The organism is Allofrancisella heilbronnii (genome assembly GCF_000710735.2).
Taxonomy (GTDB): Bacteria; Pseudomonadota; Gammaproteobacteria; order Francisellales; family Francisellaceae; genus Francisella; species Francisella frigidaquae.
The window spans coordinates 553,692-567,876 of record NZ_CP144673.1; the positions used below are offsets into that span (position 1 = coordinate 553,692).

Below are 14,185 nucleotides of genomic sequence, written 5' to 3' on the forward strand. Positions count from 1 at the left end.
TGAAAAACTCCAGTTTTATAAGTTTTATAGAAGAGTCTTAGTTTAAAATGGCCATCTTAATTTAAATTTTCTGCAAATTCTATATAATGTAGAGTCAGAGCAGTATATTTAAAATATTAATTTTATAAAAAACGGTTTAGGTTTGAAACATGTTAAGTTTAATTCAAAAAGTTATTGGTAGTCGTAATGACAGGTTTATCAAAAAAATTTCCAAATCAGTACATAAGATTAATTCTCTTGAGGCAGAGTTTGAGAAACTTTCAGATGAACAACTAAAAGCTAAGACGATAGAGTTTAAAGAGAGATTAACTAAAGCAGAGACTTTGGATAGTCTTTTACCAGAAGCTTTTGCAGCTGTAAGAGAGGCAGCTAAACGTACTAAAAATATGCGGCACTATGATGTGCAGCTTATAGGTGGTATTGTTTTGCATATGGGTAAAGTCGCTGAGATGAGAACAGGTGAGGGTAAAACTTTAGTTGCGACACTTCCAGCTTATTTGAATGCTCTAACTGGTCAAGGTGTTCATGTAATCACAGTGAATGATTATTTGGCTAAACGTGATGCTGAATTAATGAGCGAAATTTACAATTTCTTAGGAATGTCAGTTGGTGTAATAATAGCTGACTTGAACCCTGAACAACGTAAAAAAGCTTATGCTTGTGATATTACTTATGGAACAAATAACGAGTTTGGTTTTGATTACCTTAGAGATAATATGGCTTATGAAAAAGAACACCAAGTTCAAAGAAGTCGTAATTTTGTGATTATAGATGAAGTAGATTCAATCTTGATCGATGAGGCAAGAACCCCTTTGATAATCTCAGGAGCTTCTGATGATAGTTCAGAAATGTATAATCTATTTAACAGACTAGTGCCTTATCTAGAAAAGCAAGATAAAGAGAAGCTTGATGAAGGAGAGGAGCAAAAAGATTTTTATGTTGATGAGAAATCTAAAAATGCTTATTTAACTGAAAAAGGCTATGCAAAAATTGAAAATATGCTTAAGAAGGAAGGTATCTTAGAGGGAAATGATAATCTATATAGTCCTCATAATATAACCAAAATGCATTATCTAAATGCATGTCTAAGAGCACATTCTTTATATCAGCTAAATGTTGATTATATTATACGTGACCAAGAAGTGATAATTATTGATGAAAGTACAGGTAGAGCAATGCCTGGGCGTAGATGGTCAGATGGTTTACACCAAGCTATAGAGGCTAAAGAAGGCGTTAAGATTAATGCTGAAAATCAAACTATGGCGTCTATTACTTTCCAAAATTTCTTTAAGCTTTACAATAAAATAGCTGGTATGACAGGTACAGCTGATACAGAAGCTTTTGAACTACATTCAATATATGGTTTAGAAGTAATCATTATTCCTACTAACAAACCAATGATAAGAAAAGATCATCATGATGTAATACATGGCGATGTTAGAGAAAAGTTTAATGCTATTGTAGAAGATATTAAGCAAAGAATAGCAAATGGTCAGCCAGTATTAGTAGGTACAGCATCGATTGAAGCTTCGGAAGTTTTATCTACCTTGCTTAAAAAGAAAAAAATTAAACATAACGTCTTAAATGCTAAACAACATGAAAAAGAAGCTGGAATTATTGCAATGGCAGGTTATCCAGGTGCTGTAACTATCGCTACTAACATGGCAGGTCGAGGCACAGATATTATTTTAGGTGGTAATTGGGAGGTTGAGGTAGCTCAATTAGAAGATCCTACTGAAGAACGAATTGCAAAAATTAAAGAAGAATGGCAGAAAAGAAATGAAGCTGTGAAAAAAGCTGGAGGCTTATGTATAATAGGTTCAGAGCGACATGATTCACGTAGGATCGATAATCAGCTTAGAGGGCGTGCTGCTCGTCAGGGAGATCCTGGAGAGAGTAAATTCTATTTATCAATGGATGATAACTTATTAAGAATTTTTGCTTCACCTACAATGGCTGAGCGAGTTAAAAAAGGCCTAAAAGGTGGTGAATCGTTAGCTTTTGGTTTTATGTCAAAAGTTATATCTAAAGCTCAAAGTAAAGTAGAAAGCTACCATTTTGATATTCGTAAAAACCTTCTTGAATATGATAACGTTGTAAACACTCAACGCAAAGTTATCTATGAGCAAAGACAAGCATTCTTAGATTCTGAAGATGTTAGTGATATTTTAAACGATATCCGTATGGATGTAGCTGAGCAGGTTTTCCACGATTATATTCCAGCAGGGTCTATGCATGAATTATGGGATTTGAAGGGTCTCGAAAAAGCACTTAAATCTGACTTTATGATAGAGGTGGATTTACAAAAACTCTATCAAGAAAATGAAAACTTAGGTGAAGAAAATCTTAAGAAAATAGTTGTAGATGCTATAACGCTTGAATTTAGTGAGAAAACTAAGGACTTAGACCTAGCGGTGGTTAGGCAGTTTGAGAAGTTCTCTCTGCTGCAATCATTAGATACACACTGGCGTGAGCATTTAAGTGCGATAGATCATTTACGTAATAGTATTAATTTACGAGGATATGCTCAAAAAGATCCTAAAAATGAGTATAAAAAAGAAGCTTTTGAGTTGTTCTCTAGTATGCTTGATAACTTTAAATATGATGTAATCAGTTCTTTGGCTAAAATTAGGATAGGAACTGAAGAGGAGACTCAAAGAGCTCAGCTAGAGTGGCAAGAGTCTATGAGTGATATTAGAGCTGAGCATGAAAGCGTGATTGATAATAATCAAAAATCTTCAGCAGAACAAGATCAGCAAGAAGAGCTGAGAGTTCAACAAGTTAAAAGACAAGGGCCAAAAATTAAGAGAAATGATCCTTGTCCTTGTGGTTCTGGTAAAAAATATAAACAGTGTCACGGTAAAGTTGAATAACATTCAAATAATTGTTTGTGAAACAAATGTTTTTTGCTATAATTTGGTGTCTAGTTTTATAACTAGATCTAGATCGATGTTAATAATAACAAAAAGTCAGAAGTTTATAATAAATTTATAAATAGTTCTGAGTAGTTTAAAATCTAATAAATGGAGTTTTATACATGTACGCGATAATTAAAAGTGGCGGTAAACAATACAAGGTAAAGCAAGGTGAAGTTGTCAAACTTGAAAAAATAGACCTTGGTATTGGTGAAACAGTTGAGTTCGATACAGTTTTGATGGGACAAACTGAAGAAGGCGAAGTTAAAGTTGGTGCTCCAGTTATAGAGGGTGCTAAAGTAGTAGCTGAGGTTGTAGAACAAGGACGTAACAAAAAAGTTAAAATTATGAAGTTCCGTCGTCGCAAGCATAGTATGAAGCAGCAAGGTCATCGCCAGTATTTTACAGCGGTGAAAGTTTCATCTATTAGTTTATAATTTATAAAGATTATTAAGGAGTATACAAATGGCTCATAAGAAAGCTGGTGGTAGTACTAGAAATGGTAGAGATTCTAACCCTAAGTATTTAGGTGTTAAAAGATATGGCGGTGAGTTTGTAAAAGCAGGAACTATCATAATTCGTCAAAGAGGTACAAAAGTACATCCAGGTGTTAACGTTGGTTGTGGTAAAGATCACACTTTATTTGCGCTACAAGATGGTCATGTAAAATTTCACACTGGTGGTGCTTTAAACCGTAAATTTGTTTCTATTGAAGAGTAAGTTTTAGCTTTTAACTACTTTTTTCTAATAGCTCTAAGCTATTACGGCTATATTATATAATTTCTTATAAACCAAAAAGATACATTTAAATTTATTCCCAATGATTTATTGCGTTTAAGCATTGCATTGATTTTGTTGTATTTTTGCTTATAAAATTTCTATTAAAAGAAAGAAGACTAATAAGCAAACTATAATCTTCTTTTTTTTTCATTTTCTCAGGTTTGTAGTTTTGCGCCCATTTTAATAGTTGATTTTTAAAAATTTTGCGACTACCTTCATATTCTTGCATTATATAACTTGCATAATTATTATCATGGTCATTAATCTTTAAATAGACAGCAACTGTATCTTCATGGCCATTTTGTAAAGCCATAAAGAGTCCAGGAACCCCATCTGAATCTTTAGCGGCTAATAATTCTTGTTTATTAACGCCATTAATATTTATTACAGCTTTGATATAACTTTTAACAGCTTCTGTATTACCTTTATATAAAGCTACATAAAGTCCAGGAGCCCCATTTGGATTTTTAGCATCTAATAATTCTTGTTTATTAATATCATTAATATTTGCTATAGCTTTAATATAGTTTTCAACAGCTGCTGCATGGCCCTTTTGCAAAGCCATAAAAAGTCCAGGACCTCCATTTGGATTTTTAGCATCTAATAATTCTTGTTTATTAATATCATTAATATTTGCTATAGCTTTAATATAGTTTGCGACAGCTGCTGCATGGCCCTTTTGTAAAGCCATAAAGAGACCAGGACCTCCATTTGAATTTTTAGCGGCTAATAATTCTTGTTTATTAATATCATTAATATTTGCTATAGCTTTAATATAGTTTTCAACAGTGGCTGCATGGCCCTTTTGCAAAGCCATAAAGAGACCAGGACATCCATTTGGATTTTTAGCGGCTAATAATTCTTGTTTATTAATGCCATTAATATTTATTACAGCTTCGATATAACTTTTAACAGCTTCTGCATGGCCATCTTGCAAAGCCATAAAAAGTCCAGAAACCCTTGCTGGATCTTTAGCGGCTAATAATTCTTGTTTATTGATACCATTAATATTAGCTATATTTTTAATATAGCTTTTAACAGCAGCAGCATGGCCCTTTTGCAAAGCCATAAAGAGACCAGGACATCCATTTGGATTTTTAGCAGCTAATAATTCTTGTTTATTGATACCATTAATATTTGCTATAGCTTTAATATAGTTTTCAACAGTAGCAGTATGACCATTTTGCAAAGCTATAAAAAGTCCAGGGCCTCCATTTGGATTTTTAGCGGCTAATAATTTTTGCTTATCAGTGTTATTTATATTAACCTTTTCTATAGCTTTAATATAGTTTTCAACAGCTTCTACATGGCCATCTTGCAAGGCTAAATGTAATAATCCAGCATCACTACTCATATTTGTATTTGACATTAAAAACTTCCAGTACTCTCCTTCTGTAAGGCCAAAAGTATTTTTTGGAACTAGGTTATCTTGAGGTTTTTCTGCTCCAAATACTAAAATAGAAATAGCATATTTTCGCTTAGGGTCATAACTTTCTTCTCTAAATAAGTGCTTCATTACATCTTGATGGAGAGAATCTAAGTTAATAGATTTCTTATATCTATCATGATCGATTAAACGATAGCCCATTTTTTTATAGTTACCAATTGCAATAGTATGACCGCTTCTAGTAAGTGAACATGCAATTGGAGTAGAAGGATTATTATTAAGAAAATCTATAATTTTACCTATATTTTTTTTATTATAAATCCCTATATGGTTTTGTAGTAAATAAATAGAATTATCTTCTTTCTTTGTTTCACTTTTTAGTAAACCAATGAAGCTCTCTTGAGATTTATTGTTACTTGGTTTTCTGAATAATTGAACACCACGATTGTAGTCTTGGTGTGTAAATGGTTTATTATCTCCATCCCAGGTATTAAAGTTTTTATTCCATACTGCCTCTTCTTCTACGCTAAGCTCTTTTGGGTCTTTTAAGCCAAAATATATTGCTATCCCCTCAAGCCAAGGTTTTATGTTTAATAACTTATCTATTGCAATAAGACTTTGTTGAGATTGTGGATTGTATTGATTAGCTCTGATTAGCTCTGCTTTTTTAATATCACGAACTAATAGCTCGATAGCAAAAAAAGCTTTTAACCTTTCTAACCCTTCTTTGCTAGGTGTTATTAAAGGTGGTGAAATTGAATTAATTTCATTTGCAATTTCAGCTGGTAGTGTGCCTGATATAAATTCATCAATAATACCTTCTCTATAATTAAAACTATACTCTTTAGTTTTACTGTTGATATATATAGTCTTTAGTTTATAGCTATTAGGAGTTGAATCAACGATTATAATATTATAACTTATTAACTTAGCATCATATTCATTAATAAACTTTAATCTGTTAACGTATGTATTAATATCGTTTCTAATAATAGCTTGTATTGCCATAAAAGCTATACCATAACACATTCCACATTCGTCAATAGTGTATCCAAGGCGTTTCATTAAGGGTAAAATTTCCATGTTTATAATTTACGTATAAAAATAAAATAATTTAATTATTATATATAATTTGTTAATGAATAAAACAAAAAATAAATAGTTATTAAATAATTTGTAAATTATTTAATATAAATACAAGGCGGTGTCTTTTATATAGTCACTTTTAAATTAAGAGCTCTGATTAAGTATAAAAGTACGTTACACTATCATTTATTTAATAAACGGTATACAAAAGTTTAGCTATAGTTATAAGAATATTTAGTTACTTATTCCTTCTATTTTGGAATTTTGCAGATACAAACATACCTGCTAATACTCCAGTTATAATAATTGCTATCATAATAGTTGCTAGAGCGTTAATTTCAGGTGTAGGACCATTTTTAACAGTAGAATAAATATACATAGGTAAGGTAGGGTTGTCACTTCCAGCGACAAATTCTGTTACAACTAAATCATCTATGGATAGTGTAAATGTTAGTAAAGCTGAAGTAATAAGAGCAGGAAGCAACTGGGGTAGCATTATATAGAAAAACGTTTTAGTGGGGCCAGCACCAAGATCTAAAGAAGCTTCTTCTAGTGAAATATCAACACTAGCTATTCTTGATTGCATAACTATAGTTACATATGCTGTACACATCGTTACATGAGCTATTACCACAGTTGTGGTTCCTCTTTCATGTGGCCAGCCGATCAACTGCTGTAATGTCGAAAACATTAAAAGTAAAGCAACGCCAAGTATAATGTCAGGTAAAACCAGAGGTGTTGCTACTAGTCCATATAGGAAACTACGTGATCTAAAAAATCTAAATCTAGTCATGGCGTAGGCAACTATAGTACCTAGTATTGTAGAAATTATAGAAGTTATAGTTGCTATTTTTAAGCTAGTAAAAGTTGCATTAATAATATCTTCATCGTTAATAACTTCATGATACCAGTCAAATGTGAATCCACCCCATAAGTTTATAATTTCAGAGTTACTAAAAGAAAATATGACTAATATCACCAGAGGAATATATAAAAATATTAGGCCTAAAATAAGCATGATATTACTAAATGAAAGTTTTTTCATGGTTATACCCTCTTATACAAAAGTTTTTTTAGTTTGGATGCGCTGCATCCATAAAATAGGTAATACTAATATTATTATTAATACTACTGAGATAGTTGCAGCCATGCCCCAGTTGTTTGAAGTAAAAAATTCTTCCCAAATTATATTACCTATCATTAAGGAGTTCATGCCGCCCATTATCTGAGGCACTACAACCTCACCAACAGCTGGAATAAATATAAGTAAACTTCCGGCTATCAAACCAGGCATAGAAAGTGGCAATGTGATTTTAAAAAATGAATTAACTGGCTTAGAGCCTAAATCTTCGGCTGCATCATAAAGAATCGGGTCTATTTTTATCAAAGTACTATATAATGGCAGTACTAGGAAAGGCAAGTAACAGTAAACCATACCTAGATACATTGAAAAATCATTATATAAAAGCGCCATACTTGGTAGACCTAAGTCCATTAAGAATTTATTTAAAGTATGGTTTCCTAATAAGGTCACCCAAGCATAAGTTCTTAATAAAAAAGAAGTCCAGTAGGGTATGACAATAAGGATTAAAAATATAATTTGGGTATTTTTTTTAGCTCGTGACAGAGCTAAAGCCATTGGGTAGCCTATTAAAATACACAAAAGGGTTGTAATAAAAGCAACCTTTAACGAATTAAATAAAGAAACAAAAATTAGATTATAATGTACTAGCTCGATATAATTTTTCAGATAAAAAGTAAAATACAAAGTTTGATCTGTATAGTTTAATAGAGCTGTAACAGGAGGGGTGCCATCCGCAGGTAATGTAAAACTAATGCCAACTACAAATAAAAAAGGTACCAGTAAAAATATAACAAACCACAGAAAAGGTATTAGATAAACTACAGTATGTCTAATATTTTGTTGTAAGTTTTGCATTATGAATATAACACCATTATATTTTGTGATTCCCAAGTAAGATATACTTCATCATCCCAAGAAGGATGGTCCGCATTTCTTTCAACATTAAAGTCAGTAGATTTTACAATCCTACCATTTTCTGTTCTGACATGATATGTAGATAATCCACCTAGGTATGCAATATCCTCAACTTTTCCTTTAATACAGTTTTCTGGTTTTTTAGGGTTGTAATCTTCAGGCTTGTCTTTACTTATGAAAATTTTTTCTGGTCTTATACCAACCCAAATCTCTTGGTCTTCTATAGCTTCTATATTTCTTTGTAGTATAAAGGACGTGCCTGCCTCCTGAGAAGTTATAATACTTTTATGTCTACCAACTTTTTCAACACGACCTTCAAATATTGTACTCTTTCCTATAAAGTTAGCTATAAATCTACTTTTTGGAAACTCATAAATTTCTGATGGAGTACTTACTTGTTCTAACCAACCTTCTGACATGATTCCAATTCTTGTAGACATTGTCATAGCTTCTTCTTGGTCATGAGTAACCATGATAAATGTACTACCAGTTTGTTCTTGGATATCTACTAGCTCAAACTGCATCTGATCACGTAAATTTTTATCTAACGCGGAAAGTGGCTCATCAAGAAGAATAAGCTTTGGTCTTTTTGCTAAGCATCTCGCTAAAGCTACACGTTGCCGTTGTCCACCAGATAGCTGATGCGGTTTTCTTTTTGCTAGATGTTCCATTTTAATAATTCTAAGGGCAGCATCAGTAGCTTTTTCTATATCTTCTTTTTTAAGAGTTTTCTCTTGCTTTAATCCAAACATGATATTTTGTTTTATATTCATATGAGGAAATAAAGCATATGACTGGAACATCATGTTTACGGGTCTTTTGTACGGTGGAGTATTAGACATATCTACCCCATCAATAATAATCTTGCCATCGGTAGGTTTTTCAAACCCAGCTAGCATTCTTAGTAGTGTACTTTTACCACTTCCAGAGCCACCTAGTAAGGAAAAAAATTCTTTAGGATAAACATCTAAATCCACAGAATCAACAGCCAAATGGCCGTCTTCAAATTGTTTGGAAAGGTTCTTTATAGAAACCAAAGGTTTTTTGGAGATTTTATTCATCTTTAGAATCTATACTGCTGTTAAGTTAAGATGCTTAATGATAAGCAATTTTATGATAGAAAAAAAGTAAATAATTATTATTTAAAGAAAACTTATGATTGATGTTTGTTATTATGAGCACTTTTGATTGCTAGATTGCGCTTTGAGTATTTATAGTTCGAATCTAAAACTTACATTCTTGAGACTGATGGTTAGCTTACAGCTTGCTTGGACTACGATATAATTCTCATAGGTATTTTTCCATTTAGTCTAGCATTTACTTCTGGGAAAAGTTTTTGTTTAATTAAAGAAATAAACCTGTTGTAGCATTTTTTATAGATGAAGCTATAATATTCATGGGCAAACGCTTGTCGCATTAAAAAGAGTATCAGCAACAGAAACAGACGGCGAGACCTATAAGTTTTGAGGGTGCTGCCATTCACCAGGAGTAGCTTCGTCACCTCATTTTTTAAAATGTCTAGAAAAATCGAATATATCTTTATACTTCATATAATTTTCCGTATGTTTATATGTATGTTGTAACTGCCCTTTTCTATAAATTGTCTTTAAATTAGTCATGTTCAATCCGTCGTTAAAGTGACTACCATTAACTACAGAACTAGATCTTTTTTTTGTTGTGTGCTTTTTTAATATGCTATCATCAAAAAATAGTTTATTATCATTGTGTATCATTCTAAAATTTTCAATTAAAAGTTTAACACGAATAAAATCAACGCTATTGGCGGCCACGCCATGCTGCATTTCATTTAACGTTTCCCTTAATACATGGTCCGTTTCATCAATGAACTGACTGCTAAAAGAAAAGTCTATAATAACAACATCCTTTGTTTCTTCATTCACTATAATATTAGAGGCATTCAAATCTGCATGCATAAAAAAGTGATTTGGCGTTCTTTTTTGCATCTTACTTTCTATTAAAAGGACTCTCTTTATCTCACTTAAAATCGCATGACATATACCTGCAGTCATTCTTTTTTTAAGACAAATTTGATTAACTGTTTCACCTTCAAAAAAAGGGACTGGTATATATTTGTCTTTAATTTTTAATCTCTCCTTGATTAACGGCCCGTACTTATGGTGTTGACCATACAAATGAAACAGTTGTTGTTCGATGTCATTAGAGTAATCACATAAAATCACCTTTAATCCATATATACTATCTTCGTTGTAAATTAGACGCACATGTTTCAAAGTTTCCAAGAAATGCGGGTAAAATGAGTCAAATACAAGGTTTATATGTTTGTAATTTATAACCTCATGATGGGCTAATTTACAACATCTATTATAAAATGATATAAACATCTCAAAACTATCTAAGCTAACTTCATCAGGATCTGAGTCTAAAAGGAAAGACTCTTTTTTGCCCATAGTTAATCTTATTTGGGTAAGGGATGCTTCTAAGTCTTGATACTTTGCCGCCTCAGAAAATGAAATGAACTTCATGCTTATTTTTTCATCATTCATATGGTTATTGTATACTGTTATAAAATTCTTTAGGTACACATTGTAAAAACGTGTAGTTGTTATAAAGGCAGTTTTTATATCATAAAAATGAATCAACACCGTATCTTTTTTAGAGACTTGGGTTTGTTTATTTTCTGTGTACAATTTATTCAATATATAGATATTTGTAGGTAGTTAATTATACAGATTCAGAATAGTGAAGTATAGTGGTGAATTTTTTTCGGACAGAATTTAGTCAGAAAATAGGTGTCAAATTATCAAAAACATTTCCTATTTTAACGTTACCAAAGTACACACCTGCAGGAGTTTTATACTCTAGACTTTAATGATATCTATTGATGTTATAATACTCAAAGTAATCAACACGAGCTGTTCTAGCTTCAGCTACTGGTTCAACCTCCTTGAAGGTATATGCGCTCGTATTTAACACTTCTTAATTATAATTAAGATGACAAAAAGTAGGTTGGGAAATTGCAAATTGGCTTGAATAATAGATCAAAGAAATGTTTAAATTATTTTGTACCTGAGGCACACTCCGAAACTAACAATAAATATTGAGAGTATAGTCTAGCTCTATAACCAAGTTTAACCGTATTTTATAAAAATAGTAGGGAATACTAATGCAAATTAGAAAAAAGAATGTGATTTTTGATTTTGACTCAACATTAATAAAAAAAGAATCATTAGAGCTTATTTTGGAGCCTATATTAAAAGAATTTCCTAATAAACTAAAAGAGATTGAGAATATAACCAACCTTGGTATGCAAGGAGAAATAAATTTTAGGGAGTCGCTAGAAAAAAGGCTTGCTATAGCTAGTCCAACTAAGGCAAGAATAGAGGATTTTGTGATTACACATTGCCCTAATTTACTTACAGTAGGAATATTAGAGTTAATTATAGAATTAAAACAAGCAGGTTTTAATATTTGGATATTCAGTGGTGGATTAACCGATAGTATTACTCCATTTGCTGAATATTTAGGTATTGATAAGAATAATATTTTTGCTGTTGATGTGGTTTGGGGTGAAAATGGAAGCTTCTACTCTTTAGATAACACTAATGGAGCTTGTGACTCCAAACTTAGTGCTTTTGAAAAAGCTAGAAGTTTATTTACTGGTGAAGTGATAGCAGTAGGGGATGGTTACACAGATTACCAACTTTATGAATCTGGGTTTGCAGATAAATTTGTCGCATACACTGAACATGTGGCTAGGGAAAATGTTACCAGTAAAGCAAAACATATTGCCAATAGTGTACATGAGCTTAGAGATCTTTTACTCTTGTAGAGATTTATTGGTTACTATAGAATGTACAAATGAAACTACTAGTATTAATACCCCTACAGATCCACTAAACCATTCTGGTATATGCATAAACACTTTTAGTAATAGCATAGTAGCCAAAAATCCTATAGCGTAATGAGCGCCATGCTCTACATATATGTATTTAGATAAGGTTTTTCTTTCAACAAATAAAATAGTTAATGATCTAACAAACATAGCACCTATACCTAAACCTATCATAATAACTATAATATTGGTAGAAATGGCAAAAGCCCCAACTACACCATCAAAACTAAATGAAGCATCGATAATTTCTAGATAAATAAAACCCATTAGACCATTACGAGCAACCGTTGTAGCATCAATGTTTGGGCTTCCAAAAAAGGAGTTTATTAAACCTATACTTTCATGCACAATTATACCAAGCAGGTAGGCTATAGCTATTTCTCCCTGCATACCATTATTCGTGAAATAAATTACTAGAAAGCCAATAACTACAGCAAGTAGTATATATCCACCATCATATTGCCTGATTTTTCTTATTAAGATATTATTTTCTAAGATGGGTAGCCAATGGTGGCCTTGGTTTTCACTAAGGAAAAAATTAAAAAAAACCATAAGTAAAAAACTACCACCAAAACTACAAATATATGGCATAGAGCTTTCTAGAATAGTTTGGTATTGTGTAGGATTGTTCAAAGCTAGGTTAATTACCTGAACAAAGCTAACGTTGCTGGATATACTAACTAATAATATTGGAAAAACTAACCTCATACCAAATACAGCTATGGGTAAACCAATAAAAATAAAAGCTTTTTGCCAAATTTCTGGCATTTGCCCCAGTATTTTTGCATTAATAACAGCGTTATCAAAGCTTAAAGAAATTTCTAAGATTGCTAATATCGAAATCGCATAAATAATCTCAGAAGGGTTATTTGGATAAAAAAATACTCCGATAGCTACACCTAAAACAGTTACAAAGAATGAGCCGTAAAAATACTTTAAAGTTTTCAAAATAATTATGTGGTTGTATTTTATAACGATTAGATTTTAACATATAATAGGATGGTAATTTATAAGTTTTTGAAAAGGATTAAGGTATGTCGGTAGCTTTGTACACGCTAATGTTTTTGGGTGTTTGCTTTTTTACATGGCGAAATTTTATGAAAAATAAAGAACTAGCAATTAACATAGCTGAACGATCAGCAAATAAATATAATTTGGATTTATTAGACGATACAGTATGCTTACGTAAAATAAATATTAAATTAGAAAATTATAAGATAGCGATATATAGGATCTATTCGTTTGATTATAATACCTTAACTTCAAGTGAGAGATTTAGGGCGTATATAGTACTTAGAAATGGCAAGTTAGACGATATAGTTATTTCTGAATATGAAAAGGCTGATATTGTCAAAGAAAATATAGGTTCAGAACAAGTCTACCCCAAGCAGGCTATAAATAATGTTATAAAATTTGACGAGTAGAAATTTATTATGATTCATTTACACCAATTACCCAAGCTACAAGATAAAAGTTATAGTATGAGCCCATTTTGTATAAAGATGGAACTATACTTAAAAGTTGCTGGTTTGACTTATCAAAACCATTTTGGCTTAGAGTTTAGTAAGTCCCCTACAGGTAAAATACCATATATCGAGACGCAAGGTAAAAAATATGCAGATAGTAATCTTATAATTTCTCGATTACAACAAGAGAATAATTTTTCTATAGATGAACATTTAGATAGCCAGCAAAAAGCTATAGCTTTTAGTTTTATTCGATTGTGTGAAGACAGTTTATATTGGGCTGGACTTTATAGTCGCTGGGTAGATGCTGATAACAATAAATGGAAAGTAAATTTTATAGAGGCTTCTGGGTTACCTAAAGTTATGGCAAACATTATATATCCTGTAGCAAAGAGAAATATTTTACGGCAACTTAAATCTATTGGACTTATGAGCTTAACAAAAAATGAAATATATTCAAAGGCCCAACAAGATATTGATGCTATAGCTAACTTTTTAGAAGCAAGGAAATGTTTTTTTAATGATAAAATATCTTTGGTTGATTTAACAGTTTTCAGTTTTTTGATAACAGTAGCTGATGGTAATTGTGGCAAGAGATTACAAAATTTTGTTTACGATAAAAATTTAGGAAGTTTTATAGAAAATATACAAAACAAGTATTTAGCTGCCTAAGGAGAT

12 protein-coding genes are annotated in these 14,185 nt (G+C 31.7%); 6 read left to right on the top strand and 6 right to left on the bottom strand.

Translation table 11 applies throughout. The features are described 5' to 3' along the window. Window positions 1–149: 149 nt before the first annotated feature. From secA to rpmA, 3 genes are all read left to right on the top strand, one after another. Window positions 150–2,873, top strand: coding sequence for a preprotein translocase subunit SecA (gene secA, locus FRA_RS02600; protein WP_035719374.1), 2,724 nt, complete (start codon window positions 150–152; stop codon window positions 2,871–2,873). Window positions 2,874–3,037: 164 nt separating this feature from the next. Continuing rightward, a complete protein-coding gene (gene rplU / locus FRA_RS02605) occupies window positions 3,038–3,352 on the top strand; it encodes a 50S ribosomal protein L21 (protein ID WP_035719376.1) in 315 nt (104 codons plus the stop codon). 28 nt (window positions 3,353–3,380) lie between these two features. Continuing rightward, the gene (gene rpmA, locus FRA_RS02610) at window positions 3,381–3,635 is read left to right on the top strand and encodes a 50S ribosomal protein L27 (RefSeq protein ID WP_035719377.1); all 255 of its coding nucleotides are present in this window, start codon (window positions 3,381–3,383) and stop codon (window positions 3,633–3,635) included. A gap of 91 nt (window positions 3,636–3,726) precedes the next feature. Here the strand turns inward: rpmA and FRA_RS02615 are convergent, their stop codons facing one another. From FRA_RS02615 to FRA_RS02635, 5 genes are all read right to left on the bottom strand, one after another. Beyond that, window positions 3,727–6,147, bottom strand: coding sequence for an ankyrin repeat domain-containing protein (locus FRA_RS02615; RefSeq protein ID WP_464110835.1), 2,421 nt, complete (start codon window positions 6,145–6,147; stop codon window positions 3,727–3,729). 259 nt (window positions 6,148–6,406) lie between these two features. Further along, a complete protein-coding gene (locus FRA_RS02620) occupies window positions 6,407–7,213 on the bottom strand; it encodes an ABC transporter permease (protein WP_035718583.1) in 807 nt (268 codons plus the stop codon). Window positions 7,214–7,225: 12 nt separating this feature from the next. After that, a complete protein-coding gene (locus FRA_RS02625; RefSeq protein ID WP_035718585.1) occupies window positions 7,226–8,107 on the bottom strand; it encodes an ABC transporter permease in 882 nt (293 codons plus the stop codon). Beyond that, complete coding sequence (locus FRA_RS02630) at window positions 8,107–9,228, bottom strand: ABC transporter ATP-binding protein (RefSeq protein ID WP_035718587.1); 1,122 nt, start codon at window positions 9,226–9,228, stop codon at window positions 8,107–8,109. The genes FRA_RS02625 and FRA_RS02630 overlap by 1 nt, the downstream gene beginning before the upstream one ends. Window positions 9,229–9,669: 441 nt before the next feature. After that, a complete protein-coding gene (locus tag FRA_RS02635) occupies window positions 9,670–10,845 on the bottom strand; it encodes a protein kinase family protein (RefSeq protein WP_155960853.1) in 1,176 nt (391 codons plus the stop codon). 467 nt (window positions 10,846–11,312) lie between these two features. On the opposite strand from FRA_RS02635, the gene FRA_RS02640 reads away from it, so the two are divergent. After that, complete coding sequence (locus tag FRA_RS02640; protein WP_035718592.1) at window positions 11,313–11,978, top strand: HAD-IB family phosphatase; 666 nt, start codon at window positions 11,313–11,315, stop codon at window positions 11,976–11,978. Here FRA_RS02640 and FRA_RS02645 read toward each other — a convergent pair. After that, window positions 11,967–12,989, bottom strand: coding sequence for a DUF475 domain-containing protein (locus FRA_RS02645; RefSeq protein WP_035718594.1), 1,023 nt, complete (start codon window positions 12,987–12,989; stop codon window positions 11,967–11,969). The two genes, FRA_RS02640 and FRA_RS02645, sit on opposite strands and share 12 nt — an antisense overlap. A gap of 86 nt (window positions 12,990–13,075) precedes the next feature. On the opposite strand from FRA_RS02645, the gene FRA_RS02650 reads away from it, so the two are divergent. Both FRA_RS02650 and FRA_RS02655 read left to right on the top strand, forming a co-directional pair. Continuing rightward, on the top strand, window positions 13,076–13,465 hold the full coding sequence (locus FRA_RS02650) for a DUF3301 domain-containing protein (RefSeq protein ID WP_035718597.1): 390 nt from the start codon (window positions 13,076–13,078) through the stop codon (window positions 13,463–13,465). A gap of 9 nt (window positions 13,466–13,474) precedes the next feature. Further along, entirely contained in the window at window positions 13,475–14,179 is a 705-nt protein-coding gene (locus tag FRA_RS02655) for a glutathione S-transferase family protein (RefSeq protein WP_155960854.1), read from the top strand. Window positions 14,180–14,185: the final 6 nt, after the last annotated feature.